Origin of the sequence: Nocardia sp. AB354, from assembly GCF_049538315.1 — a bacterium.
Classification (GTDB): domain Bacteria; phylum Actinomycetota; class Actinomycetes; order Mycobacteriales; family Mycobacteriaceae; genus Nocardia; species Nocardia nova.
The window spans coordinates 23,268-48,683 of record NZ_JBMVFU010000019.1; the positions used below are offsets into that span (position 1 = coordinate 23,268).

Annotated in this window: 23 protein-coding genes; 11 read left to right on the top strand and 12 right to left on the bottom strand. The window is 68.9% G+C overall.

The genetic code is table 11. The annotated features are described in order from the left end of the window. Nucleotides 1–38 precede the first annotated feature (38 nt). The 4 genes from cysS to carD all read right to left on the bottom strand — a co-directional run bounded on the left by cysS (nt 39) and on the right by carD (nt 3,424). On the bottom strand, nt 39–1,424 hold the full coding sequence (cysS, locus tag ACPCUW_RS24655; protein ID WP_423427377.1) for a cysteine--tRNA ligase: 1,386 nt from the start codon (nt 1,422–1,424) through the stop codon (nt 39–41). Nucleotides 1,425–1,651: 227 nt separating this feature from the next. Next, on the bottom strand, nt 1,652–2,134 hold the full coding sequence (gene ispF, locus ACPCUW_RS24660) for a 2-C-methyl-D-erythritol 2,4-cyclodiphosphate synthase (protein ID WP_063010212.1): 483 nt from the start codon (nt 2,132–2,134) through the stop codon (nt 1,652–1,654). A gap of 14 nt (nt 2,135–2,148) precedes the next feature. Next, entirely contained in the window at nt 2,149–2,925 is a 777-nt protein-coding gene (gene ispD, locus ACPCUW_RS24665; RefSeq protein ID WP_423427379.1) for a 2-C-methyl-D-erythritol 4-phosphate cytidylyltransferase, read from the bottom strand. Between the two features lie 10 nt (nt 2,926–2,935). Beyond that, nucleotides 2,936–3,424, bottom strand: coding sequence for an RNA polymerase-binding transcription factor CarD (carD, locus tag ACPCUW_RS24670; protein WP_019931623.1), 489 nt, complete (start codon nt 3,422–3,424; stop codon nt 2,936–2,938). A 272-nt stretch (nt 3,425–3,696) separates the two neighbouring features. On the opposite strand from carD, the gene ACPCUW_RS24675 reads away from it, so the two are divergent. The 3 genes from ACPCUW_RS24675 (at nt 3,697) to disA (ending at nt 7,137) form a co-directional block, all read left to right on the top strand. After that, nucleotides 3,697–4,425 (top strand): hypothetical protein, encoded by a 729-nt coding sequence (locus tag ACPCUW_RS24675; protein WP_063010102.1) that lies wholly within the window; start codon nt 3,697–3,699, stop codon nt 4,423–4,425. A 52-nt stretch (nt 4,426–4,477) separates the two neighbouring features. After that, nucleotides 4,478–5,881, top strand: coding sequence for a DNA repair protein RadA (gene radA / locus ACPCUW_RS24680; RefSeq protein WP_030517317.1), 1,404 nt, complete (start codon nt 4,478–4,480; stop codon nt 5,879–5,881). Between the two features lie 152 nt (nt 5,882–6,033). After that, nucleotides 6,034–7,137, top strand: a complete 1,104-nt coding sequence (gene disA, locus ACPCUW_RS24685; RefSeq protein WP_423427381.1) for a DNA integrity scanning diadenylate cyclase DisA — start codon at nt 6,034–6,036, stop codon at nt 7,135–7,137. Nucleotides 7,138–7,173: 36 nt separating this feature from the next. On the opposite strand, the gene ACPCUW_RS24690 is transcribed toward disA, so the two are convergent. After that, nucleotides 7,174–7,827 carry a hypothetical protein gene (locus tag ACPCUW_RS24690; RefSeq protein WP_063010098.1) on the bottom strand — a complete coding sequence of 218 codons (654 nt, stop codon included), beginning with the start codon at nt 7,825–7,827 and terminating at the stop codon, nt 7,174–7,176. Between the two features lie 148 nt (nt 7,828–7,975). Then, nucleotides 7,976–8,599 (bottom strand): carbonic anhydrase, encoded by a 624-nt coding sequence (locus ACPCUW_RS24695; protein ID WP_030517314.1) that lies wholly within the window; start codon nt 8,597–8,599, stop codon nt 7,976–7,978. Between the two features lie 98 nt (nt 8,600–8,697). On the opposite strand from ACPCUW_RS24695, the gene ACPCUW_RS24700 reads away from it, so the two are divergent. After that, entirely contained in the window at nt 8,698–9,618 is a 921-nt protein-coding gene (locus ACPCUW_RS24700; protein WP_423427383.1) for an A/G-specific adenine glycosylase, read from the top strand. Between the two features lie 11 nt (nt 9,619–9,629). Here ACPCUW_RS24700 and ACPCUW_RS24705 read toward each other — a convergent pair whose 3' ends face one another. The 5 genes from ACPCUW_RS24705 to kstR form a co-directional block, all read right to left on the bottom strand. Further along, nucleotides 9,630–10,589 (bottom strand): metal ABC transporter permease, encoded by a 960-nt coding sequence (locus ACPCUW_RS24705; protein ID WP_084494013.1) that lies wholly within the window; start codon nt 10,587–10,589, stop codon nt 9,630–9,632. Continuing rightward, complete coding sequence (locus ACPCUW_RS24710; RefSeq protein ID WP_423427472.1) at nt 10,586–11,401, bottom strand: metal ABC transporter ATP-binding protein; 816 nt, start codon at nt 11,399–11,401, stop codon at nt 10,586–10,588. Before ACPCUW_RS24710 ends, ACPCUW_RS24705 begins: the two co-directional genes overlap by 4 nt. Before the next feature lie 257 nt (nt 11,402–11,658). Continuing rightward, entirely contained in the window at nt 11,659–12,588 is a 930-nt protein-coding gene (locus tag ACPCUW_RS24715) for a metal ABC transporter solute-binding protein, Zn/Mn family (RefSeq protein ID WP_082856661.1), read from the bottom strand. Nucleotides 12,589–12,724: 136 nt separating this feature from the next. Next, nucleotides 12,725–15,298, bottom strand: a complete 2,574-nt coding sequence (otsB, locus tag ACPCUW_RS24720; RefSeq protein ID WP_423427385.1) for a trehalose-phosphatase — start codon at nt 15,296–15,298, stop codon at nt 12,725–12,727. A 166-nt stretch (nt 15,299–15,464) separates the two neighbouring features. Continuing rightward, on the bottom strand, nt 15,465–16,121 hold the full coding sequence (kstR, locus tag ACPCUW_RS24725) for a cholesterol catabolism transcriptional regulator KstR (RefSeq protein ID WP_423427386.1): 657 nt from the start codon (nt 16,119–16,121) through the stop codon (nt 15,465–15,467). 150 nt (nt 16,122–16,271) lie between these two features. Here kstR and ACPCUW_RS24730 point away from each other — a divergent pair, with 150 nt between their 5' ends. From ACPCUW_RS24730 to ACPCUW_RS24755, 6 genes are read left to right on the top strand one after another with little or no spacing between them, the layout of a single operon-like run. Continuing rightward, entirely contained in the window at nt 16,272–18,455 is a 2,184-nt protein-coding gene (locus ACPCUW_RS24730; RefSeq protein ID WP_423427388.1) for an acyl-CoA dehydrogenase family protein, read from the top strand. A gap of 54 nt (nt 18,456–18,509) precedes the next feature. Next, complete coding sequence (locus ACPCUW_RS24735; protein WP_423427390.1) at nt 18,510–19,679, top strand: acyl-CoA dehydrogenase family protein; 1,170 nt, start codon at nt 18,510–18,512, stop codon at nt 19,677–19,679. After that, entirely contained in the window at nt 19,664–20,833 is a 1,170-nt protein-coding gene (locus ACPCUW_RS24740; RefSeq protein WP_063010086.1) for an acyl-CoA dehydrogenase family protein, read from the top strand. The genes ACPCUW_RS24735 and ACPCUW_RS24740 overlap by 16 nt, the downstream gene beginning before the upstream one ends. A gap of 22 nt (nt 20,834–20,855) precedes the next feature. Then, nucleotides 20,856–21,806 (top strand): bifunctional MaoC family dehydratase N-terminal/OB-fold nucleic acid binding domain-containing protein, encoded by a 951-nt coding sequence (locus tag ACPCUW_RS24745; RefSeq protein WP_423427474.1) that lies wholly within the window; start codon nt 20,856–20,858, stop codon nt 21,804–21,806. After that, nucleotides 21,803–22,222, top strand: a complete 420-nt coding sequence (locus ACPCUW_RS24750) for a MaoC family dehydratase (RefSeq protein WP_030517303.1) — start codon at nt 21,803–21,805, stop codon at nt 22,220–22,222. The genes ACPCUW_RS24745 and ACPCUW_RS24750 overlap by 4 nt, the downstream gene beginning before the upstream one ends. Beyond that, nucleotides 22,219–23,394: a lipid-transfer protein gene (locus ACPCUW_RS24755; RefSeq protein ID WP_423427392.1), complete on the top strand. Its 1,176-nt coding sequence runs from the start codon at nt 22,219–22,221 to the stop codon at nt 23,392–23,394. The genes ACPCUW_RS24750 and ACPCUW_RS24755 overlap by 4 nt, the downstream gene beginning before the upstream one ends. 127 nt (nt 23,395–23,521) lie before the next feature. Here ACPCUW_RS24755 and ACPCUW_RS24760 read toward each other — a convergent pair whose 3' ends face one another. Then, nucleotides 23,522–24,124, bottom strand: coding sequence for a TetR/AcrR family transcriptional regulator (locus tag ACPCUW_RS24760; protein WP_423427393.1), 603 nt, complete (start codon nt 24,122–24,124; stop codon nt 23,522–23,524). An 87-nt stretch (nt 24,125–24,211) separates the two neighbouring features. On the opposite strand from ACPCUW_RS24760, the gene zapE reads away from it, so the two are divergent. Further along, nucleotides 24,212–25,318, top strand: coding sequence for a cell division protein ZapE (gene zapE / locus ACPCUW_RS24765; protein WP_423427395.1), 1,107 nt, complete (start codon nt 24,212–24,214; stop codon nt 25,316–25,318). The last annotated feature ends 98 nt before the right edge of the window (nt 25,319–25,416 follow it).

The following is a 25,416-nucleotide window of genomic DNA, read 5'->3' on the forward strand; positions in this document are numbered from 1 at the left end:
CGACACCCGCACCCGATCAGCAGGCTTCGCTGGGAGAATCATTTGGCCAGCGACCAATCCGAGCCGCCGGGAGTGTCGACGACGTCGATTCCGGCCGCGCCCAGCCGGTCGCGCACGGCGTCGGCGGTGGCCCAGTCCTTTTCGCGGCGGGCCTGCTGGCGGCGTTCGAGTTCGGCCCGCACCAGGACGTCGAGCGCGGATTCGGCCGCCGAGGTGTCCTTCGGGCCGGCCCAGTGCGCGTCCAGCGGATCGACGCCCAGAATTCCGAGCATCGCCCGCACCTGTCCGGCGGCCTCGCGCGCCGATTCGCCCGCGCCCGCTTCCAGCGCCCGATTGCCCTCGTGCACCACGCGATGAATCTCGGCCAGGGCCTTCGGGATCGCGAGATTGTCGTCCAGCGCCTCGGCGAAGGCGTCGGTCCATTTCCCGACCGCGACCTCACCCACCCGCTCGACGGTGCGCTGCACGAATGCCTCGAGTCGCTGATAGGTCTGCGCGGCATCCGCCAGCGCCTGTTCGGAATATTCGAGCATCGACGCGTAATGCGCACTGCCCAAATAGAACCGCAATTCCACGGCCCGCACCTGGGCGAGAATATTCGGCACCGAGAGCGTGTTGCCGAGCGATTTCGACATCTTCTCGCCGCCGAGCGTCACCCACCCGTTGTGCAGCCAGTACTGCGCGAATCCGTCTCCGGCGCCGCGGGATTGGGCGATTTCGTTCTCGTGGTGCGGGAAAACCAGATCCATACCACCGCAGTGGATATCGAATTCGGGCCCGAGGTAGAACTCGGCCATCGCCGAGCATTCCAGATGCCAGCCCGGACGCCCGGGTCCCCACGGCGAGGGCCAGGTCGGCTCGCCCGGTTTCGCGGCCTTCCACAGCGTGAAATCGCGCGGATCGCGTTTACCCTCGCCGGCGCTCTCGCCCTGCTGCACATCTTCGAGTTTGTGCCCGGACAGCGCACCGTATTCCGGATAACTGCGCACATCGAAATACACGTTGCCGCTCGACGCGTAGGCGTGCCCGCGGGCGATGAGCCGCTGCATCATCTCGACCATCTGGGTGATGTGCCCGGTGGCCCGTGGTTCCACCGACGGCGGCAGTACCCCGAGCGCCTCGTAGGCGCGGTCGAAGGCGCGTTCGTGCGTCGCTGCCCATTCCCACCACGGGCGGCCCGCCGCGGCGGCCTTGGTGAGGATCTTGTCGTCGATATCGGTGACATTTCGCACGAAGGCCACGTCGTAGCCGTTCGCGGTGAGCCAGCGGCGCAGCACGTCGAAGGCGACGCCGCTGCGGACGTGCCCGATATGGGGTTCGCCCTGCACGGTGGCGCCACACAGGTACACCGACGCACGTCCAGGGACCAGCGGGGTGAAATCCCGCAGGGTCCGCGTCGCGGTGTCGAACAGGCGCAGAGTCACGACCAGCCATCCTAAGGCTTGTTGAACAACGGTATGGGTGGGCCCCTCCTATGGTCCACGGTCCATCGAATGCGATGACACCGCGGGTCCGGAACGGATTTCGACGGGGCATGTTTCCGGAGCGAGTGTGCGGCCGCCCGGCGCGGATGCGAATACGGCGGCCGGCGCCGAGTTCGCCGCCGTAGATCGGCGCGAACGATAAATCCGCACCGAATCGCCGACTGCGGTTACGCGGTACTACATCGCCCGTCGTGCACGAGTAATGCGGTCGCGACCGCGGCGATTCCCTCCCCACGGCCGGTGAGCCCCAGACCGTCGGACGTCGTACCGGAGACCGAAACCGGGGCGTCGAGTAATTCGCCGAGTATTTTTTGCGCTTCGGCGCGTCGCGGCCCGATTTTGGGGCGATTACCGATGATCTGCACCGCCGCGTTGACGATCCGATATCCGGATTCGGCGAGCAGGCGCCGTACCTCGGTCAGCATCGCGGCGCCGGAGACGCCCTCCCACTCGGGACGTCCGGTGCCGAAGACCGCGCCGACATCGCCCAGGCAGGCGGCCGACAGCAGCGCATCGCACAGGGCGTGGGCGGCCACATCGCCGTCGGAATGTCCGGAGCAGCCGTCGTCGCCCTCGAACAGCAGCCCGGCCATCCAGCAGGGCCGACCGGGTTCGATGGGATGCACATCGCTGCCGATGCCGGTGCGCAGCGCGGTGAAATCGGTCATCCGGTCACCGCCGCCTCGGTCGTCGTGGTGACCGCGGTCTCGGCGTTCGCCGCGCCGGCAGCCCCGCCCGCGGCGGTGGAGTCGTCCGCTACCAGCGCGTTCGCCAGTCGCAGATCCAGTGGGCCGGTGATCTTGAATGCCAGGGGATCGCCCGGAACCACCGAGACGGTCGCGCCCATCGCCTCCACGAGTCCGGCATCGTCGGTGGCGGGCAGGTCGACCGCATAGGCCTCGCGCAGCAGCGCGGCGTCGAAACCCTGGGGAGTCTGGATCGCCCGCAGTGCGGAGCGGTCCGGTGTCCCGGTGACATCACCGGCCGCGTCGACTGCCTTGATGGTGTCGGCCACCGGGATGCCGGGGACGACCGCGCGATGACCGGCGTCCAGCGCGTCCACGACGCGCTCGATCAGCGACGGCGGCGTCAGGGCGCGGGCCGCGTCGTGCACGAGGATATGGGTGGCTTCCGGGGCGGCGGCCAGGCCGGCGCGCACCGAGTCGGTGCGTTCTACGCCGCCGGCCACCACATCGACCGGTATCGAGCTGGCCGCGTGGGCACGGGCGGCGAGCAGTTCCCGGGCCGCATCGATCATCTCGATGGGCGCCATGATCACGATGCGGTCGACGACCCCGGACGCGATCAGACCGTCTACTGCGTGTACGAGCATGGGACTGCCGCCGACCGGGACGAATGCCTTGGGTGTCGATTCACCCAGGCGAACGCCCCGACCGGCGGCAGGTACCAATGCCACAACGCGGCGGGAGTTGAGCGTCAAGGCGATGCGGTCAGGAGGCCGCGGCGAGAACCTCGTCGAGCAGGGTCTCGGCCTTGACGTCGTCGGTGCCCTCGGCGAGCGCGAGCTCACCGACCAGGATCTGCCGGGCCTTGGCCAGCATCCGCTTCTCGCCGGCGGACAGGCCGCGGTCCTGCTCCCGACGCCACAGGTCGCGGACGACCTCGGCCACCTTGTTCACATCGCCGGAGGCGAGCTTCTCGAGGTTGGCCTTGTACCGCCGAGACCAGTTCGTCGGCTCCTCCGTGTGCGGAGCGCGTAGCACCTGGAAGACTCGGTCGAGACCTTCCTGGCCGACGACGTCGCGGACGCCGACGTACTCCGCGTTCTCTGCGGGAACCCGAACGGTGAGATCGCCTTGAGCGACCTTCAGGACCAGATACTCTTTCTGAACACCCTTGATGGTGCGAGTCTCGATTGCTTCGATCAGCGCCGCTCCGTGGTGGGGGTAAACGACGGTGTCTCCGACCTTAAAAATCATGTGTCCCGTGCCCCTTTCGATGTTCACAGTTTAACATGCGACTCGATAACGCCGCGATCAACGGCGCAGGTCAGGGGCCACAACAGGCCGACCTTGGGGCTTGACAGATCGCGATGCGTGTGCATCCCGTTGTGGCAGAACGGGATACGCGGCTCGCGGGTCGCCGCGGAACATTACACCGGACCGGTCCACACCGACCACCCTGCGAACTACTACGCTGCCTACTACTACTCTCCATCGTGGAGTGAGCCGGTCGACATGGAGGACAACCCGTGACTGCCCTGAAAGCCACCACAGCGTCGAATGTGACCAAGGTGTCGCGGCGCGCAATCGCTGTTGCCGCGCTGGCCACCGGTGCGGCGCTGGCGTTGTCCGGATGCGGTGCCGGCCAGATCTCGCAGACCGCGGGTCAGGTGCCCGCCGTCAACGGCAGCGCGGCCACCGTCGGCAACGTGGCGCTGCGTGACGTGCGCATCCTGCTGCCGCAGTCGGAGGAGTACACCAACGCCAAGGGTGGCAAGTCCGTCGTCGCGTTCAGCGCGATCAACGAGGGCTCGTCCAAGACCGACCAGCTGGTCAGCATCACCACCGACCTCGGCCAGGTGAAGATCACCCCGGCCACGCCGGAACTGATCCCCGGCCAGACGGTCGTCGCCGCGAGCCCGGAGGCCGCCAAGGCCGCCCAGGCGGGCGCCGAGAACGCCTCGCCGACCACCGGCGCCGCGCAGCCCACCAGCTCGCCCGCCACGCCCACGCCGGAGCACAGCGCGTCGCCGCGCCAGGAGGGCGCCGGTTCGCCCGATCAGCCGGCCGACCCGAACGCGCATCCGATCCTGGTCGAGATCACCGGACTGACCAAGGACATCGTGCCGGGCCTGACCTACGGCGTCACCTTCAACTTCAAGAACGCCGGCACCGTGCAGGTGCAGGTGCCCGTCGACGCCGGCCCGAACACCCCGCGGCACGAGGGCGCGACTGTCGCCGAGCACGGCGGCCACTGAGGCTCGCCCCTGAACACCGGCCCATGTCGGCCCCCCTATCTAGGCTGCGCACGTGGCCAAGGTGAAATCGCTGTACCGCTGCTCGGCATGCGGGAACGAGGTTGCCAAATGGGTGGGGCGCTGCCCGGGGTGCAACGAATGGGGAACCGTCGACGAGGTGGTGTCGGCCGGCGCCGGGGCGGGAGCGCATGCCGCCGGGCGCCGGGCACTGCTGCCCTCGACGGCCGCGGCGCCCATCTCGACCATCGACTCGAAGGTCACCCGCGCCCGGCCCACCGGTGTCGCGGAATTGGATCGCGTCCTCGGCGGCGGGGTGGTGCCCGGATCGGTGGTGCTGCTCTCGGGTGAGCCGGGCGTGGGCAAGTCGACGCTGCTGCTCGAGGTCGCCCACCGCTGGGCGCGGGAGCGCGAGGAGCGTGCGCTCTACGTCACCGCCGAGGAGTCCGCCGGGCAGGTCCGGCTGCGCGCCGACCGGACCGGGGCGGTGCACGAAAGGGTCTATCTCGCAGCCGAATCCGATCTCGCCACGATTCTCGGCCATGTCGATCAGGTCCGGCCGACGCTGCTGGTGGTCGATTCGGTGCAGACCATGCTGGCCGCCGACGCGGACGGGGTGATCGGCGGTGTGACCCAGGTGCGCGCGGTGACCGCGGCCCTGACCTCCCTGGCCAAGGCGAGCGGTATCGCGGTGCTGCTGGTCGGCCACGTCACCAAGGACGGCAATGTCGCCGGGCCGCGCACCCTCGAACACCTGGTGGATGTGGTGTTGCAGTTCGAGGGCGACAAACACTCCACCCTGCGCATGGTGCGCGGCATCAAGAACCGCTTCGGCAGCGCCGACGAGGTCGGCTGTTTCGAACTGCACGACGACGGCATCGCCGGGGTGAGCGATCCGTCCGGGCTGTTCCTGCATCACCGTGCGGATCAGGTTCCCGGCACCGCGATCACGGTCGCGATGGACGGTAAGCGGCCGCTGCTCGGCGAGGTACAGGGGCTGACCGTATCCACCCAGGTACCCGCCCCGCGACGCGCGGTGAGCGGTCTGGACTACAACCGCGTCTCGATGGTGCTCGCGGTGCTGCAGAGCCGTTGCGGTGTGTATCTGGGCAAGCACGACGTCTACGCCGCCACGGTCGGCGGCATGCGGTTGACCGAGCCCGCCGCCGATCTGGCCGTCGCGGTCGCGATCACCGGCGCCGAACGCGATATCCCGCTGCGCGCGGGCATGGTGGTGCTGGGCGAGGTCGGCCTCGCCGGTGAGGTCCGGCGTGTCACGGGGGTCGGGCGCAGGTTGCGCGAGGCCGAGCGGCTAGGTTTCACGGAGGCGTTGGTACCGCCCGGAACCGACCTGTCCGGCATCGGAATGAAGGTGCACGAGGTCGCGAGTGTTCGTGCGGCTCTCGCCTCGAGTGGTTTGTCGAAGCGACGACGCGAGCGTGTGGAGGCTGTGGAATGATCCCGGGCCGTTGGGTGACACACCTGCTCGGCCGTCCCGCGCCGCGCCGCAGGTTCGTGACTCCAGCGGACGTGCCGGCCGCGGTGGATGCGGTAACTCCGGTAGATGGGGTGGCCGCGGTAGATGGGGTGGCTCCGGCGGATGGGTCGCCCGTGGCCGAGGCGGTCGAGGCCGATGGTGACCCCGGCCTGAGTACCACCATCGCCCGGCTGGTGCCGGGCACCGAACTGCGCGACGGTATCGACCGGATCCTGCGTGCCCGCACCGGCGGGCTGATCGTGCTCGGCTACGACGAGGAACTGGAGCGAATCTGCGACGGCGGATTCGAACTGGACGTCGAATTCTCGCCGACCCGGCTGCGTGAGCTGTCGAAAATGGATGGCGCCGTGGTGCTTTCGACCGACGGCGCACGTATCCGCCGCGCCAATGTCCATCTGGTTCCCGACCCCGGCCTGCCGACCACCGAATCCGGCACGAGGCACAAGGCGGCCGAGCGCACCGCCGCGCAGACCGGCTATCCGGTGGTGTCGGTGAGCCGCTCGACGGGCATCGTCACGGTCTATCTCAACGGGCACCGGCATCCGATCCAGACCTCGGAGACCATCCTGTCGCGCGCCAATCAGGCGATGGCGACGCTGGAGCGCTACCGTTCGCGCCTGGACGAGACCACCCGGCAGCTGTCGCTGGTGGAGTTGAACGACTGCGCCACGGTGCGCGATGTGCTGGCGGTGGTGCACTGCCTGGAGCTGGTCCGCCGCGTCGCGCGCGAAATCAGTTCCGACGTGGCCGAACTCGGCGTGGACGGCCGGCAGCTGGCGCTGCAATTGGCCGAACTCGTCGGCAACACCGAGGCCCTGCGCCGCCTGCTGGTCCGTGACTACATCCGCACCGAACCGGTCGACGACGCGATGGTCGACCGCACGCTGGCAGCGCTCGACGGGCTGCTCGAGGTGGATCTGCTCGAACTCACCAATCTCGCTCCGCCACTCGGCTTTCCGGCGACATACGAGGCTCTCGACACCGCCGTGGGCCCGCGCGGATATCGGGTGCTGGCCGAGATTCCGCGAGTGCCGCTGCGCCGCGCCGAACCCGTGATCGCCGCATTCGGCTCGCTGTCGGGCCTGGTTTCGGCGAGCGCCTCGGATATCGAGGGCGTCGACGGTATCGATGCGCATCTGGCCCGACAGATCCGCGAGGGCCTGTCCCGGCTGTCGGAATCCGGCGCGGTGCGATCGGCGGAATCCGGCACGGTCTGAACCGGCTTCGGGCGCTCCCGCTTTCTTACCGGTGAGTCAGGCGATGTTGAAGGTCTCCGGCGCGCTGCGCACCGAACCGAACTGCGCCACCACCGCGTATCCGCCGGCCGGCACCGGAACGCGATCGCCCGCACAACCCGGCTGCGACGTGGTGCCCGACCAGGTGAGAGTGAACGCCGCCTGCTGGCCGCCGTTGAGCGTGCGGAGATCGGCCGGACCGCCCTGATCGCAATCGGTGTTCGACCACAGCTTGCGCTGGCCGTCCAGCGACTGCACCCACACCTGCTGCAGGCCCGAACCCATATCCCGAGTACAGCCCGCGGTGGAGATGTTGGTGAGCACGATGGTGAACACCGGCTGATCACCGGCCTTGTAGGTCGGCTGGCCGACGGTCACCTTCACCGCCAGCGACTGATCCGGGCACGGGGCGGGGATGCCGCTGGCGGTGGCGTTGACGGTGCCCGAAGCCGGCGCCTTCGAACCGCTGGGATCGGCGGTGGTGGATCCGCCCGCCTTCGCGGAGGTGGAGGTCGCCCCCGCGGCCTTGGGGTCCTTGTCGTCCCCGCCGCCGCGCAGCAACATCAGCGCCAGCCAGATGACCAGAGCGAGCGCGACGATCAGCGCGCCGATGGCGAGCAGGCGGCGACGCCAGTAGATCTCCGGCGGCAGTGGTCCATTCGGTTCCAGCACGGCAACAACGGTAAGGGCACGATCGTGCCGTTCCGCTCAGGTACGCGGCGTGTCGGCGCCGAAATGGCGGTGACGCCGGGTACATTTTCGCGCCGCCTTCCGCGGCGGTGCGGGCACCCGGCGATCACCGTGTGAGAACCGTTGTGGTTCAGACTGTTTCGCCGATATCGCCGATCACCTTGTGCAACTGCGCGCGGCCGTCGGCAAGCTTGTAGTTCACACAGGCGATCGCGCACTGTCCGCTGTCGACCCGATCGGAGACGATCTTCGAGCGATCGGTGAGCAGGCGTGCGGTCTCCTGCACGTGGCGGGCCTCGAGTTCGTCGACTTCGGTGAGTCCGTCGCGGCGGCCGGTGAGGATGGACGGCGATACGCGCTCGACCACGCTGCGGATGAATCCGCCGGGCACGTTGCCGTCGTCGAGGGCGTCGATGGTCGCGCGGACCGCGCCGCAACTGTCGTGTCCGAGGACCACGATCAGCGGCACATTGAGGATGGCGACGCCGTATTCGATCGAGCCCAGCACCGACTCGTCGACGACGTGGCCGGCGGTGCGGACCACGAACATATCGCCGAGGCCCTGGTCGAAGATGATCTCCGCCGCGACGCGGGAGTCGCCGCACCCGAACAGGATGGCCCGGGGCTGCTGGCCACCGACGAGTTTGGCGCGGTCGGCGGCGCCCTGGCTGGGGTGCTGCAGTGTGCCGTTGACGAACCTGTCGTTACCCTCGCGGAGAGACTTCCAGGCACTGATCGGGTTGGTATGAGGCATGCGTCCCATTTTCCACAGCTTGCGGGCTACCGGCGAGTCCGATTGGCTACACGTGGGCAAATTTCGGATCACCGGCGGGCGAGCACGGTGGTGATGTCGTGAGCTCGAAGGCGGCGAGCGAGACCACGCGCGACCCGGTCGCGGGCGTCGACAGCGACGTTCTGATCGACTGGTACGAGCAGTCCGCCCGGGACCTGCCCTGGCGGCGGCCCGGCGTGAGCGCCTGGCAGATCCTGATGAGCGAGATCATGCTGCAGCAGACGCCCGTGGTCCGGGTGGAGCCGATCTGGCGGGAATGGGTGCGGCGCTGGCCGGTGCCCTCGGCGATGGCCGCCGCCTCGCCCGGTGAGGTGCTGCGCGCGTGGGGCAAACTCGGATATCCGCGCCGTGCCCTGCGGTTGCATGAATGCGCCCGGGTGCTCGCCGCCGAATACGGCGACGTGGTGCCCGACGATGTCGAGGTGCTGCTCACGCTGCCCGGCATCGGCGCCTACACCGCGCGGGCGGTGGCCTGTTTCGCCTACGGGCAGCGAGTTCCGGTGGTGGACACCAATGTTCGCCGAGTGGTTGCCCGTGCGGTGCACGGCCGCGCCGAGGCCGGCAATCCGCGCGCTCGCGATCTGGCCGAAACCGAGGCCCTCCTCCCGGTCCGGATCGACCGGGCGGCGGTCTTCTCCGCGGCGCTGATGGAATTGGGAGCCACCGTCTGCACAGCTCGCACTCCCGACTGCGAGCGCTGCCCGCTGCCGCGCTGTACGTGGGTCACCTCCGGTCGTCCGGCATCCGATGTGGTGCGCCGTACCCAGAAATACGACGGCACCGATCGGCAGGCTCGCGGGCGACTCCTGGACGTGCTGCGCGCGGCCACCGGACCGGTCGAACGGGTGGCTCTCGACCTGGCCTGGACCCGCGATCCGGGCCAGCGCGACCGGGCACTGGATTCGCTGCTCGTCGACGGTTTGATCGAGCAGACCCCCGAGGGGTTGTTCGCGCTGGCCGGTGAGAGCGGCGCGAACTGAATTCGGCGGTTTTATTTCGTTGCGGCCTCGGCGGCGACGGACGGGTTCGCCGGAAGTACCGGCTGCGGCGAGCCGGGCGACTCCTCCACGCGCACGACCGCTGCCGTGCGGCGGCGCGCGTTCACGACCGGGCGGCCGATGAACCGGCAGGCCAGGTAGATCACGAACGAGATGGTCGTGATGAAGGTCGAGACCGGGACGCCGGGCGCCAGGGACAGCAGAATCCCGCCCACGGCGGCGATTTCGGCGAACAGCACCGACAACAGCGTCGCCCGCAGCGGGCTCGCGGTGAGCTGGGCGGCGGCCGCTGCGGGGGTGATCAGCAGCGACAGCACCAGCAGGGCGCCGACGATCTGCACCCCGAAGGCAGCGGTCACGCCGAGCAGCACCGCGAACACCACCGAGAGCGCGCGCACCGGAACCCCGCGCGCCACCGCGACTTCCGGGTCGGTGCTGGCGAAAAGCAACGGGCGGTAGATGAACGCGAGCACCGCCAGCACGCCGACGGTGCAGAGCGCGAGCGAGGTGAGACCGGTGCCGCCGACGCTGACCACCTGCCCGGTGAGCAGGGAGAATTTCGATCCGGCGCGACTCGGCCCCAGCCAGAGGAACAGCACCGACAGGCCGAGCCCGAACGACATCACCACCGCGATCACCGAATCACGTTCGCGCGCCTTGGAACCCAGCAGACCGAACATGACCGCCGCGATCACCGATCCCGCGATCGCCCCCGCGCCCACGCCGATACCCACCAGCAGCGCGGCCGCGGCACCGGTCAGCGAGAGTTCGCTGGTGCCGTGCACGGCGAACGACATCTGCCGGTTCACGATGAGCGGCCCGATCACGCCGGCGAGCAGTCCCAGCAGGGCGGCCGCGAGCACCGCCTGCTGCACGAAGTCGTAGGACAGCAGGTCGGCGGTGGTGTGCAGATCCAGCATCTTGGTGAGGACGTCGGAAAGTTTCTCGTTCATTCGCCGGCTCCCTCGGTGTGGTGGGTGCCCAGTGCATCGATTTCGTCGCCGGTGCCGACGACCACCAGCCGGCCGCGGACGCGCAGCACGTCGACCTCGGTGCCGTAGAGCTCCGAGAGCACCTCCGAGGTCATCACCTCGTCGGGCGTGCCGATCCGGAACCTGCCCTCCACCAGATACAGCACCCGATCCACCAGCGGCAGAATCGGATTGATCTCGTGCGTCACGAACAGCACCGCGGTGTCGTGGGTGCGGCGGCGGCGATCGATGAGTTCGGACACCAGCCGCTGATTGGCCAGATCCAGGCTCAGCAGCGGTTCGTCGCACAGCAGCACGCGCGGATCACCGGCCAGTGCCTGCGCCACCCGCAAGCGTTGCTGCTCACCGCCGGACAGCGATTCCAGCGGTGCGTTCGCGAAATGCTCGGCTCCGACCTGGGCGATGGCGTCGGCGACCCGGCGCCGGCGCTCGCCCCGGCCGCGCCGGCCCAGCCCCCAGCGATGCCCGTCCACGCCCAGCCCGACCAGATCGATCCCGCGCAGTTGCACACCGGCATCGATCGTCTTCTGTTGTGGCACATAGCCGATACGCGGATTGCCCAGCCGGGCGGGCGCCCCGCTCACCTCGACCGTCCCCGCACTCGGCGCGAGCTGCCCCAGCAGCATCCGCAGCAGCGAGGTCTTACCGGATCCGTTGGGTCCCAGCACCGCGACGAATTCGCCGGGCGCGACGTCGAGATCGAGGCCCTCCCAGAGCGTGCGCGGACCGAACGCCAGGCGCGCACCCCGCAGCGATACGGCGGGTGCCGCCATGGACGCCGCTGATGTGGTCGCGGAAATCGTCGCCGCCTCGCCGGTCTCCTCGCAGAACGCGCACTCCGCGCCGTCGAAACGGGTCGTGCTGCCAACAGAGCCGGGCCGGGCCGCCGTATCCGGGGATTCGTCGGCGGTCGGCCGGGTCCGCTGGTCGCCGTCCCTATCGGTGTGGCCGTCGCAGGAGAGTGCGTCGGCTCCGCTGCCGGCGGATTCCGGCGCTTCGGTTCGGGTGCGTCCCGCCATCACTACCTTCCTCAGCCGAGCGCGGCGGCCAGCGCCGTCGCGTTGTCGGTCTGCCACTTCACGAAATCGGTGTTCGCCGGGAGGGTTTCGGTGACCTCGACGATCGGCACACCCGCGGATTTCGCGGTCGCGGCGACATCCTTCGTGGTCTTGTCCTCGGTCTGGATGTTGTAGACCAGCGCGCGAACCTGCTTGCCGGTCAACAGCTCTCGCACCGCCGCCAGATCCGCCGGCGAGGGATCGGTGCCCTGTTCGATCGCCTCCTCGAAGGCGTGCGGGGTGCGGTCGTCGGTGTCGGCGGCCAGCAGCAGATAGTGCGCGAGCGGTTCGGTCTGCAGCACCGGCGTCTTCGGGTGGGCGGCCGCGGCTTTCGCGGTGATCGCGGAGATGTTCGCCAGCTGGGCGCGGAATCCGGCGGCGCGATCGGTGAAGGCCTGCTTGTGCTCGGGATCGATGCGGCCGAGTTCGTCGGCGATCCGCCCGGCCACGGCGTCGACGGTCTTCATGTCGTACCAGACGTGCTCGTTCTCGTCGTTCGGCGTCGAGCGCAGGTCGAAGGCGGCGATGCTGGGTTTGCCGCGCCCCGCGGCCGCCTTCTCGGCGAACTCGTCGTAGTGGCCGCCGTTGTAGAGCACCAGCGCGGCATCGCGGATCGCGGCGGCATCGGTCGGGCTGGTTTCGTAGGAGTGCGGGTCCACGGCCGGGCTGTCGATGATCGACTTCACCTCGACGTCGGGACCCCCGACCGCCGCCGCGACGCTGCCCCAGACATCGGTGGAGGCGACGATTTTCGGCTTCCCCGAATCCGAGGACGATCCCGAGCAGGCGGCCAGCGTGACCGCGGTGGTGATCCCCAGCGTGACGACAGCGATTCGAGCGGCGAAACTTCTGATCACGCGGGGTACTCCTGCACACGAGCTCTTAACGGAAACGATTTCCATTTAAATGTAGCGTATGTGGCGGGTCCGGACCCCATCGATCGGACCGGCCGGGATGTGAACCGCACCACGAACAGGGCCCGCGACCGCTCGATCCGAGCGACCGCGGGCCCTGGAACGGGAATCCGGCGACCGGTGGCTACTGCACCATGGCCGCTACCGGCTGGCTCAGCAGCTGGGCGCAGCGCAGCAGACCCAGATGGCTGTAGGCCTGCGGGTGGTTGCCCAGGGAGCGTTCGGCGACCGGGTCGTACTCCTCGCTGAGCAGTCCGGTCGGGCCGGCGACATCCACCAGCTGGGCGAACAGCGCCTCGGCGTCCTCGCGCTTGCCGATCAGCAGGTAGGCCTCCACCAGCCAGGCGGCACACAGGTGGAAGCCGCCCTCACCGCCGGGCAGGCCGTCGTCGTGGTGATAGCGGTATACCGTCGAGCCGCTGCGCAATTCGGCCTCGGTGGCGACGACCGTGGCCGCGAAGCGTGGATCCGACGGTTCGATCAGTCCGCTGAGGCCGATGTGCAGGGTCGCGGCGTCCAGATCGGTGCCGTCGTAGGCGGCCGTGTAGGACTGCACCTGCTCGTTCCAGCCCTTGGCCTTCACCTCGTCGGCGATGGTCTCGCGCAGTTCGACCCACACCGGGTCGATGCCGCGGTCGAACCGCTCGGCCAGCTTCAAAGCCCGGTCGACCGTCAGCCAGCCCATCACCTTCGAATACACGTGGTGACGCGGGTTGCCGCGGATCTCCCAGATGCCGTGGTCCGGTTCGCGCCAGCGGCGCTGGACAGCCTGGACCATGGCCTCGACGAGTTCCCAGTCGCGGTCGGGCAGTGCCTTGGCCGGGTCGAGAATGCCCTTGCCCTCCCGAGCCTCGGCCAGGGCCGCGATCAGATCCACGATCGGGCCGAACACATCCAGCTGGACCTGCATATTCGCCGCGTTGCCCACGCGTACCGGCCGCGAGCCCGCGTAACCGGGCAGCTGATCCAGCACCGCCTCCGGGGGCAGCGTCTCGCCGTAGAGCGTGTACAGCGGGTGCAGGCGTTCCGGTCCGGCCAGCGTCTCGAGCACGCGGTGCGTCCAGGCCAGGAAATCCTCGGCCTCCGCCAGCGAGCCCAGGGTGACCAGGGCGTGCGCGGTGAGCGAGGCGTCGCGCAGCCAACAGTAGCGGTAGTCCCAGTTGCGGACGCCGCCGATGTCCTCGGGCAGCGAGGTGGTGGCCGCGGCCAGAATCGACCCCGACGGGGCGTGTACCAGCCCGCGCAGGGTCAGCGCCGAACGCTTCATCAGATCGGGCTTCAGCGGCGGCAGGTTCAGATCGGCGGCCCAGTCGCGCCAGTGCCGCTCGGCCTCGTTGCGCCGATCCGCCTCGCTGACCATCGCTGGGGCGAGATCGGAGGTGCCGCAGCGCATTTCGAGCACGATCGGCCCCTGCGAAGGGTCGACCACCGCGCGGGCGACGTGGTGGATGCCCTCTTCGGAGATCTCCCACTGCACGCCGGGGGAGCGCAGCACGATCGGATCGTTGGTGCCGTGCACGCGCAGGCCGGCCGGTTCGCGGACCAGCGTCACCGGCACCTGCCCGAACTCCGGGCGGGGTGCGAAGGTGACCACCGCGCGCGCGTCACCGGTGATCACGCGGGTCAGATCGGTGCGTTCCAGCGCGACGTCGTGCGGCAGGTAGTCGACGATTTTCAAACTGGACCAACGGGTTTCGACGGTCATGGTGCCGTCGACGTAGCGCTGGGACAGCGGCAGGCTCTGACGCTCGGGGGCGATGGTGAAATGTCCGGCAGCCGGGCCGCCCAGCAGATGAGCGAAGACCGCCGCCGAATCCGGCTCGGGATGGCAGAACCAGCTGACGGTCCCGTCGGGGGTGAGCAGCGCCTTGGAGCGCGGCGAGGCCAGCATGGTCAGCCGCTCGATGCGCGGCGCCGACGCACCCGCCAGCCAGGTACGGCGCTCCTCGAGCAGGAACGCCAAAGCCTTGGCGACCTCCTCGGTGCTGGGCACCCGGTACTCCGCGAGGCTCTCGCCGTCGCCCACCTTGATGCCGATGTCCGGACCCGACAGCCGCGCGAAGGCCTTCTCGTCGGTGACGTCGTCACCGAAGAAGACGGCGGCCGAGGCGCCCTCCTGATGGCGGATGATGTCGAGAGCCGCGCCCTTGTCGGTCTGGATGACGGCCAGTTCGATGACCGCCTTGCCCTCGGTGACCTGGATGCCGACCCAGCTCGCCGGACCCTGCCGGGCCTGCTGCAGCGCACGCCGGCCCACCTCGGGAGTGGCGTTGCGCACATGCAGCGCGATGCTGGCCGGCTTGGCCTCGACGGTGACGCCGGGATTGTCGTCGGCGATGGCGGCCAGGGCGTGGCGCACCTCGGTCAGCAACTGCTTGGCGTCGTTGTCGATGGCGTGCACGAATCCGACATCGAATTCGGAGCCGTGGCTTCCGATCAACTGCACCTCGACGGGAAGCCGGGAAAGCGCCGCGAGATCTCGCAGCGCGCGGCCGGAGATGACGGCCGCGGTAGTGGTCGTCAGGCCGGCGAGCGCACGCAATGCGCTGACCGATTCCCGATGGGGATAGGCCTTTGCCGGATCGGAGACTATGGGCGCGATTGTCCCGTCGTAGTCCGAAGCGACCAATAGCCGCGGCACGCGGGCTACGGCCGACAAGGCACGGCGAAGTTCGTGTGGCAGATCCTGTGCGCTCACGCATCCAACCTAGTGATCGGAGGAGATTTTTCAGGGCGCGAGAAACTTTACTGGGTCAGGTTTGCCCGCGTGTTGGCGCAGTGATACGTGCTGTTTACACGAGCTCGCCAGGCAAGTTTCGAACGCCGGACCTACATTGTCCGGCAATCCGCTCCCTGCCGCGCGCTCAGGACTTTTCGCCCAGCAAGAGGTCGACGGTCAGGTCGAGGCGCTCGGCCACATCGGTCGCCGAGGCGCGCCGGGTGAGCCACGCCACCAGATTCGACAGCCACACGTCGCTGATGACGCGGGCGATGGCCAGATCGCGCTCGGTGGGCTCGCCCTCGTTCACGGCCCGCGCGAAGAAGCGGTCCATCACCTTGCCGACCCGGTCGACCTCGGCGGCCGCGGAGGCGTCGGCGAACATGAACGCTCGCGTCATGGCCTCGGTGAGCAGGGGATCGCGCTGCATGGCGCGGGTGACCTGGGTCAGCATCACGTGCATGCGTTCCTGCGGGGTCTGCCCGGCCAGCGGCTTGCGTTTGCTGTCGAACTGCTCGAATTCCCGGGCCAGTGCCGAGACCAGCAGATGCACCTTCGAGGGGAAGTACCGATACAGCGTGCCGACCGCGACGTCGGCGCGTTCGGCGACCGCGCGCATCTGCACCGCGTCGTAACCGCCCTTGGAGGCGAGCGCGAGGGTGGCGTCGAGGATCCGCTTGCGCCGTTCGCGCTGGGCCGCCGAGCTCAGCTCGTCCTCGGTGAGGGTGCTGACCGTCGCGCGATTGCGGGCTCCGTTCTGCGCACCCGAGTCGGCTGCCTGCTCTCGGGAGGGACTGGCCATTCGTGAAAGTCCTTTCCTGCACGCACGTCGGTTCCGGTGGCCGACGAGCGTAATTCAGCGGCGGCGACGGACGCCCCTTGACTTACGCCCGACCGTCACATTAGAACATGTTCTAGGTGTGGGAGTCACGCCGGAAAGGCGGTATGGAGTGTGACCATCGCCACCACTGACGAGCATAAAGCCGTCCAGGAGTCGATGCGCGGATGGGCCGCAGCGGTGCACCCGATTGCAACAATGCGCAGTGGCGCGCCGGGGTACTGGCGTGAATTCTGGCCGGGCCTGGTGGGCCTCGGCATCTTCCGCGTCGCGGTCCCCGAGGAGGCCGGCGGCGCGGGCGGCTGCGTGAGCGATCTGGCCGTGCTGATCGAGCAGGCGGCGCATGATCTCGTGGGCGGACCGGTGACGGCTACCGCGCTGGCCGGCCTCGTTGCCGGCGACACCCTCGACGAGGATACGCCCTGCGGTATCGCCCTGGGCGAGCCTGTTGTGCTGTCGCACAACGCAACCGACGCGCTGGAAGTGACCGGCACCTGGGAGACCGTGCTCGGCGCCGACGAGCAGACCGCGCTGTTGCTGCCGGTACGCTCCGGCGACCGCGATCTGTGGTGCCTGCTGCCGGCGGGCACGCCGGGCGTGACGGTCGAGGCGCTCGAGCCCCTGGACCCCAGCACTCCGCTGGCCCGTGTGGTCTGCGCAGGCGTCGCGGTGCCGGCCGGGCACATCTTCGAACCGCCCTACGCGGTGGGCGATCTCGTGGCCGCGCTGATCGCGGCCGAGGCCGCGGGGATCGCGGGCTGGTGCCTGGAGACGGCGGTCGACTACGCCAAGGTCCGGGAGCAGTTCGGCCGCAAGATCGGCGAATTCCAGGCGATCAAGCACATCTGCGCCTGGATGCTGTGCCGCACCGAACAGACCCGCGCCGTGGCGGCGGACGCGGCGGCAGCGGCCGATCCGGCGACCGCCGCGGGAGCTACCGATGCGGGTGGTGGCGAACTGCGACTGGCCGCCGCCGTCGCGATGGCGATCGCGCTGGACGCCGCCGTGGAGAACGCCAAGGACTGCATCCAGGTGCTGGGCGGTATCGGCTTCACCTGGGAGCACGACGCGCACCTGTACCTGCGGCGCGCGACCGCGCTGCGGGCGTTGCTGGGCGGTTCGGCACACTGGCGGGCCGAGGTGGCGAAGCTGACGCATGCCGGGGTGCGGCGCAACGTGTCGGTCGACCTCGGTGACGCCGAAGGCGGATCGGCATGGGAGGCAGCGGGTCTGGACACGGCCGAGGGGACCGTGCCGGCCGCCGACCTGGCCCGTATCGCCGCGCTGCCCGCCGGAGAGCAGCGCCGCGCACTGGCCGAGGCGGGACTACTGGCCTGCCACTGGCCGGCTCCCTACGGTCGCGACGCCGACCCGATTCAGCGCAGTCTCATCGAGGATCAGATCCGTAAGGCCGGAATCGAGCTGCCGGATCTGGCGATCGCCAACTGGGCGATTCCGACCCTGCTGCAGTGGGGTACGCCCGAGCAGATCGAGCGCTACGCGCTGCCCACGCTGACCGGTGAGATCATCTGGTGCCAGCTGTTCTCGGAGCCGGGCGCTGGCTCCGATCTCGCGGCGCTGCGCACCGTCGCCGAGCGGGTCGAGGGCGGCTGGAAGCTGCGCGGCCAGAAGGTGTGGACCTCGCTCGCCGACCGTGCCACGTGGGGAATCTGTCTGGCGCGCACCGATTCCGCCGCGCCGAAGCACAAGGGCATCAGCTACTTCCTGGTCGACATGAAGAGTGCGGGGCTCGAGATCCGGCCGCTGGTGGAGATCACCGGGGAGGCGCGCTTCAACGAGGTCTTCCTCGACGACGTGTTCGTCCCCGACGACTGCCTGGTGGGAGAGCTCGGCAACGGCTGGCGGATCGCCCGGTCCACGCTCTCGGCGGAGCGAGTGGCCATGGGCGGCAAGGGAATCGGCGACGAGCTCGAGGCCCTGATCGCCGCAGCTCCCACCGCGGGCCCGGGTGCCGAGGTGGTCGCCGATCGCCTGGGCGCGCTGGTCGCCGATTCGGTGGCCGGCACGTTGCTGGAGGCGCGTGCGGCCGCGAAATTACTGTCCGGCGGTGACCCCGCGGCGGAGAGCAGCGTCCGCAAACTGGTCGGCGTCCGGCACCGGCAGGCAGTGGCCGAATTCGCGGTCGAACTGTCCGGCACGGCCGGTGCGCTGGATACCGACGTGGTGAAGGAATTCCTGCTCACTCGCTGTCTGTCGATCGCCGGCGGCACCGAACAGATCCTGCTGACCGTCGCCGGTGAGCGGATTCTCGGGCTGCCGCGCGAATCGAAGGGCTGATACCGCAGGGCCGTGGCCACCAGAGCAGCCCACATCCGACAGGGAGCAAAAGAATTGGACTTCACCAGAGACGAGAGTCAGGACGCGGTCGCCGAAGTCGTCGTGAGCCTGCTCGAACACGACAGCGCGCGTGATCTCGCGTTGTGGCCCGCGCTGGTCGACAGCGGGCTGCTGGCGCTGCCGCTGCCGGAACAGCACGGCGGCGACGGGATGGGACTGCTCGAGGTCTCGACCCTGCTGACCGAACTCGCGACCCACGCGGTGGCGGTGCCGGCGCTGTCGACCCTCGGGTTCGGCGTACTGCCGCTGGTCGGCCATGTCGGAGACGACTTGGCGGCCAAGGTCTTTCCCGCCGTCGCCAAGGGCGCGATCCTGACCGCGGCACTGCACGAACCGGCCGCCCCGTTCGTCGCCGAACCGCAGACGAAGGCGGTGGCCGACGGCGATTCGGTGCGGATCATCGGCCGCAAGATCGCGGTGCCGTACGCGGAACAGGCACAGTGGATTCTGGTGCCGACCGACCGCGGTATCGCGGTCGTCGACGGTGACGCGAACGGCATCACCCGTACCGAGAGCCCGAGTTCCACGGGCGCGCCGGAATTCTCGGTGGCCTTCGACGACACGGTGATTCCGGCGGCGCAACTGCTTGATATCCCACTGGAGGACCTGCACCGCATCGCCCTGGCCACCCTCGGGGCGGTCGCCGACGGTTTGCTCAAAGGCGTGCTGGCGCTGACCTCGGAACACCTGCGGACCCGGCAGCAGTTCGGCCGCCCGCTGGCCGAATTCCAGGCTGTCGCACAGGAAATCGCCGACGTCTACGTGGTCTCGCGCGCCTTGCAGGTGGCCGCGACATCCGCGAACTGGTCGCTGGCGCAGTATGTAGGTCGCAGCCCGGCTCGGGCCTGGACTGACGGAGCGGGGGAGCGAAGCGGAGGAGCGAAGGAGGGAAGGACCGAGCCATCGGGGGCTGCGACCCGCGACGCCGGAGGTGGCGCCAAGGACACTGCACGTGTCGATGACGACCTCGATGTGCTGGCGTTCTGCGTGGCCTCCGAGCTGCCGGCGGCCATGCAGCGGTGCCATCACCTGCACGGCGGCATCGGCGTCGATGTGACTCACCCGCTGCACCGCTACTACTCACAAGCCAAGGACATCGCCCGCTGGCTCGGCGGTGCGTCGTTCCGGCTGGACCGGTTGGGAGCCAGATGTACATCGATCTGACCGCTGAACAGCACAAGCTGCGCGACGAACTACGCGCCTACTTCGCCGATCTCGTCACTCCCGAGGAGGAGGCCGAGATGGCGGTGAACCGCCACGGCGACGCCTACCGCGCGGTGGTCAAGCGGATGGGCCGCGACGGGTGGCTGGGCGTGGGCTGGCCGAAGGAATACGGCGGCCAGGGCTTCGGCCCGCTGGAACAGCAGATCTTCTACAACGAGGCGGTCCGCGCCGATGTGCCGGTGCCGCTGGTGACGCTGCTGACCGTCGGCCCGGCGCTGCAGTCGTTCGGTACCGACGAGCAGAAGCGCAAGTTCTTGCCCGGAATCCTCACCGGCGACATCCATTTCGCCATCGGATATTCCGAGCCGGACGCCGGCACCGACCTGGCCGCGCTGCGGACCTCGGCGGTGCGCGACGCCGACGGCGACTGGATCGTCAACGGGCAGAAGGTGTTCACCACGGGAGCGCACGAGGCGGATTTCATCTGGCTCGCGGTTCGCACGGGTTCGGTCGAGTCCCGGCACAAGGGCATCTCGATCCTGATCATGGACACCACCGATCCCGGCTACTCGTGGACGCCGATCATCACCGCCGACGGCGCGCATCACACCAACGCCACCTACTTCGACAACGTCCGCGTGCCGGCGGAAATGCTGGTCGGGGAGGAGAACGGCGGCTGGAAGCTCATCACCACCCAGCTCAATCACGAGCGGGTGAGCCTGGGACCGTCCGGCAAGATCGAGCAGCTCTACGAGCGGGTACGTGACTGGTCGCGGCGCCAGGGTGTCCTGGAGGAGCCCGAGGTGCGGCGCGCGCTGGGCCGCCTGCACGCCATGGTGCGGGTCAACGAACTGCTGAACTGGCAGGTCGCCTCGAATATGGAGCGCCCCGATTCCGACCAGCGGGATGTGATCGCCGACGCCTCGGCGACCAAGGTGTACTCCACGGAGGCGCTGCAGGAGGCGGGCCGGCTGGCGGAGGAGATCGTGGGGCGCTTCGGCGATCCGGCCGATCCGGTCACCGCGGAACTACTGACCTGGCTGGACAAACGCACCAAACAGAACCTGGTCGTGACCTTCGGTGGCGGCGTCAACGAGGTCATGCGCGAACTGATCGCGCAGATGGGTCTGCGCCTGCCCCGCGTACCGAGATAGGAGTTTTCGCGTGTCGGAAACCATGACGGCGGAAGAGATCCGCGCCGCCGGCGAGAAGATCCAGCAGCTGGGCGAGTCCGCTCCGCGGCTCGGCCGCGACCCGGTGAACCAGCCGATGATCAACAACTGGGTCGAGGCGCTGGGCGACGCCAACCCGATCTACGTCGACGACGACGCCGCCCGCGCCGCCGGACATCCCGGAATCGTCGCACCGCCGGCCATGGCCCAGGTGTGGACCATGCCCGGTCTGCACGGCTCACGGCCCGCCGACGACCCGATGAACGCGGTCAACGATCTGCTCGACGCCGCCGGTTACACCTCGGTGGTGGCGACCAACTGTGAGCAGACCTACCACCGCTACCTGCGCCCCGGCGAGCGTCCGGTGGCGCGGACCAGACTGCGAGAATTGGTGGGGCCCAAGCGAACCGGCCTCGGCGAGGGCTGGTTCGCGACCTATCTGCTGACCTGGTACGTCGACGACGAACCCGTCACCGAGATGTTGTTCCGGATGTTGAAGTTCGCACCCGGCACGGCGAAGCCGGCCGCTACCGAACCCGGCGAGGTGTCGGCGGAGGATCTGGCGAAGCGGGTCCGCCCCACCGTGTCCAAGGACACCGAATTCTTCTGGGCCGGAACAAAACTCGGTGAGCTGCGGATCCAGCAGCGCCCGGACGGATCGTTGCAGCATCCGCCGGTTCCGGCGCTGTGGAAGGACCACACCGAACAGTCCGACTACGTGGTGGCCTCCGGTCGCGGCACCGTCTTCAGTTTCGTGGTGCACCACGCGCCGAAGGTGCCCGGCCGTCAGGTGCCGTACGTCGTCGCTCTGGTCGAACTCGAGGAGGGCGTGCGCATGCTCGGTGAGCTGCGCGGCATCGACCCCGCCGAGGTCGAGGTGGGCCTGCCCGTCGAAGTGGGCTTCCAGCAGCTCGACGACGACAACACCGTGCCCTATTGGAAGGCCGTGCGATGACATCCACGATTCAGCCGACCGCCGTGCAGGTCGGAACCACTCTGCCCGAGTTGGTGATTCACGCCGACCCGACGTTCGTGGTCTCCACCGCCCTGGCCACCCGCGACTTCCAGGACGTGCACCACGACCGCGACAAGGCCGTGGAGCGCGGGTCCAAGGACATTTTCGTCAACATCCTCACCGACACCGGTCTGGTGCAGCGTTTCGTCACCGATTGGGCGGGGCCGGGGGCGGTGGTGAAATCCATCGCCCTGCGCCTGGGGGTGCCGCTGTACGCGGGCGACACCCTGACGCTCAATGGAACCGTGGCGGCCGTGGACGGCGCGGACATCACCATCGACGTGGTCGGCAAGGACAGCCTCGGCGACCACATCACGGCGAAAGCCGTTATCTCCCTGCAGGAGGCACGCCAGTGACGGGTCTGAGCCGCCGCGCCGCCATCGTCGGCATCGGCGCCACCGATTTCTCCAAGGACTCCGGCCGCAGCGAGCTGCGCCTGGCGGCCGAGGCCGTCACCGCCGCACTCGCCGACGCCGGCCTGACGCCCGCCGATGTGGACGGCCTGACGACCTTCACCATGGATACCAACACCCAGGCCGCGGTCGCGCGGGCCACTGGTATCCCGAGCCTGAAGTTCTTCAGCAACATCCCGTTCGGCGGCGGCGCGGCGGCGGCGACCGTGCAGCAGGCCGCCATGGCGGTCGCCACCGGAGTCGCGGATGTCGTGGTGGCCTACCGCGCGTTCAACGAGCGGTCCGGAAATCGCTTCGGGCAGTTCGCCACTCATCTGGCGACCGGCAATCCCAGCTCGTCGGGTGTGGACAACGCATTCTCCTACACCCACGGCCTGGGCACGCCGGCCGCGCAGGTCGCCATGGTGGCCCGGCGCTATATGCACGTATACGGCGCGAGCAGTGCGGATTTCGGCCGGGTGGCGGTTGCCGACCGCAAACACGCGGCGGTGAATCCGGCGGCGCATTTCTACGGCAAGCCGATCACGCTCGACGACCACCAGGCCTCGCGCTGGATCGCCGAACCGTTGCATCTGCTGGATTGCTGCCAGGAGACCGACGGCGGGGTGGCCATCGTGGTCACCAGTGCCGAGCGCGCCCGGGACCTGCCGAACAAGCCCGCGCTGATCGCCGGTGCGGCCCAAGGGTCGGGTGCGGACCAGTACGTGATGACCAGCTACTACCGCGACGCCCTGACCGGCCTGCCGGAAATGGGCCTGGTGGGCGACCAGCTGTGGGCGCAGAGCGAACTGCGGCCGGAGGATATGCAGGCGGCCATTCTCTACGACCACTTCACTCCGTTCGTGCTGATGCAGCTCGAGGAGCTGGGCTTCTGCGGTCGCGGCGAGGCCAAGGATTTCGTGGCCGACGGGGCGATCGAAATCGGCGGCCGGCTGCCGGTCAACACCCACGGCGGCCAGTTGGGCGAGGCCTACATCCACGGGATGAACGGCATCGCCGAGGGAGTGCGCCAGATCCGCGGCAGCTCGGTGAACCAGGTCGAGGGCCTGGAGAACATCGTCGTCACCGCCGGCACCGGTGTGCCGACCTCCGGACTGGTACTGACCGCAGCCTGATCCGGTCGCCCGTGGGCCATGAACTTCCCGTGCAAACCTCGGCGAAAAGGTGGGAAATCAGCCGAAAGCGCCGAGGTTTGCACGAAAAGTTCAACCCCGATGCGGATCGACCGATGGCTCATCGCGGTTATCCGGACCCCGCGCGCAAGTGGGCCCGAAGCGGGCGGGCCAGCTGTTCGACACTTCGCGCTGTTCCGGCCGCCAAACCTGTTCGCGCACCGGCGAATCGGTCGAAGACCAAGCCCTCGATGACGGCGATGTAATCGGACGCGGCCGTGTCGGGGTCGGTGGCGCCCAGCGCGCGGAACAGCTCACGGGCGTGCCGATGGGAGAACAGGCTCGCGACCAGGCGGGGATGCAGGTCGGGGTCGCCGAGCAGGTCGGTGATCAGCATGTGGCGGGCGATCAGATGGTTACGGCGTTGCGCCAGGAGGTTGTCCAGCCACGCGGCGACCGCGGCGGCGATGTCGTCCGGGTCGGAGGCCGGTAGGTCGGCGGCGCGGAAATCGGTGCGCGAGCGCTCGGTGATCGCGTCGACGATCGCCTCGATCAGTGCGCGCTTGGTGCGGAAGTAGTACGAGGTAGACCCGGCCGGCAAGCCGGCCTCGGTATCGAGCGCCCGATGAGTCAGCGCCCGCAGCCCCTGGCGGGCGATCAGGTCGATCGCCGTGCCGACGATGAGTCCGCGCCGGTTCGTCGCACCTACCTCACCCGCTGGACGTGTGGACATCGTCACCTTCTCTCGTTTCCCACGGGATCATCCTCTACAAGTGTAGAGGTGCTCTACGGGTGTAGAGCCATCAGGAGGGTGGAGACCGTGGACGGACTGGTTCTCGATGACGCTCAGCGCACAGCCGCGGCGGCACTGGCCACGGTGGCCCGGCGATGGGGCCGGCGCCGGTGGTCGTTCCCGCGGCCGGTCCCGCGCGGGGTCTATCTGTACGGTCGTCCCGGGCGCGGCAAGACGATGCTCATGGACGAGTTCTTCGATCGGGTGGATTCGACACGTAAGTGCCGCTTCCACTTTCACCAGTTCTTCGCCCGGCTTCATACGGCGATCGCCGAATCCGGCGCGCTGCCGGCCGCGCTGGACGCAGTACTCGGCGACACCGAACTGATCTGTTTCGACGAATTCCACGTGCACGACGTCGGCGACGCCATGCTGATCACCCGCCTGCTCGAGGCCCTGTTCGCGCGGCGCATCGTGCTGGTGGCGACCTCGAACTATCCGCCCGAGGAGCAGCTGCCCAATCCGCTGACGCACGCGAAATTCGAACCTGCCATCGCCCTGCTGCGTGCGCATCTGGCCGTGCTCGCGGTCGACGGCCCGCAGGACTACCGTGCCCGCGGGGACCATCCGCGGACCGGATTCGCGAGCGGGCGCTATGTGCGCGGGCGCCGGTCCGGCGCCGACCGGCCGGCCGAGGTGCCGATCGCGCACCTGCTGCTCCGAGCACGAACCGTGGAGGCGAACCTGCTGGTGGTCGACTTCGACGAGATCTGCGCGAAGCCCTTGTCGGCCATCGACTTCCTGACCCTCACCCACACCTACCGGCGCTGGGTCCTGTGCGCGGTGCCGCCGCTGCGGCGGGTACCGGTCGACGCGGTGACGCGGTTCGTCAACCTCGTCGACGTGCTCTACGACGCCGATCTGGCACTCACCCTCTACGCCGAGGTTCCGCTGCCGGAGTTGATCCGCGACGTCGCCGCCGCCCCGGATCTGGACCGCACCGCGAGCCGGCTGGGCCGGTTGCCCGGCGCTCGCCCGGCGAGCGTCGTCGAGTCGGCCGAGTCGCGGAGCGCGGTGACCGAGCACCCGTCGGCGTCCACCGAAGTGAAGTGCGTTCGTTTGGACGGACGTGCCGTCGACGAGCCCGAATGCTGTGCGCGGTCACAGTTTCTTCGGCTGTCAACTGGCGGCTAGGGGCATAGACCGGATCGGTCACCGTCCGGTGTCACGATTTCCCTCCTCACGGACCGTTCGGCATGTAACGATGTGCCTGTTTGTGCAGTTCGGATGTT

What these genes read in the sequence shown, in the direction of transcription:
- ACPCUW_RS24710 (WP_423427472.1), bottom strand. Translation starts at nt 11,401, where the DNA reads ATGGCGGCACCCGCCGTATCGCTGCGGGGTGCGCGCCTGGCGTTCGGT.
- kstR (WP_423427386.1), bottom strand. Translation starts at nt 16,121, where the DNA reads ATGGCCAGTCCCTCCCGAGAGCAGGCAGCCGACTCGGGTGCGCAGAAC.
- carD (WP_019931623.1), bottom strand. Translation starts at nt 3,424, where the DNA reads ATGATTTTTAAGGTCGGAGACACCGTCGTTTACCCCCACCACGGAGCG.
- ACPCUW_RS24715 (WP_082856661.1), bottom strand. Translation starts at nt 12,588, where the DNA reads ATGGAAATCGTTTCCGTTAAGAGCTCGTGTGCAGGAGTACCCCGCGTG.
- ACPCUW_RS24740 (WP_063010086.1), top strand. Translation starts at nt 19,664, where the DNA reads ATGTACATCGATCTGACCGCTGAACAGCACAAGCTGCGCGACGAACTA.
- ACPCUW_RS24745 (WP_423427474.1), top strand. Translation starts at nt 20,856, where the DNA reads ATGACGGCGGAAGAGATCCGCGCCGCCGGCGAGAAGATCCAGCAGCTG.
- ACPCUW_RS24750 (WP_030517303.1), top strand. Translation starts at nt 21,803, where the DNA reads ATGACATCCACGATTCAGCCGACCGCCGTGCAGGTCGGAACCACTCTG.
- ACPCUW_RS24760 (WP_423427393.1), bottom strand. Translation starts at nt 24,124, where the DNA reads ATGTCCACACGTCCAGCGGGTGAGGTAGGTGCGACGAACCGGCGCGGA.
- ACPCUW_RS24705 (WP_084494013.1), bottom strand. Translation starts at nt 10,589, where the DNA reads ATGAACGAGAAACTTTCCGACGTCCTCACCAAGATGCTGGATCTGCAC.
- ACPCUW_RS24695 (WP_030517314.1), bottom strand. Translation starts at nt 8,599, where the DNA reads ATGCCTCATACCAACCCGATCAGTGCCTGGAAGTCTCTCCGCGAGGGT.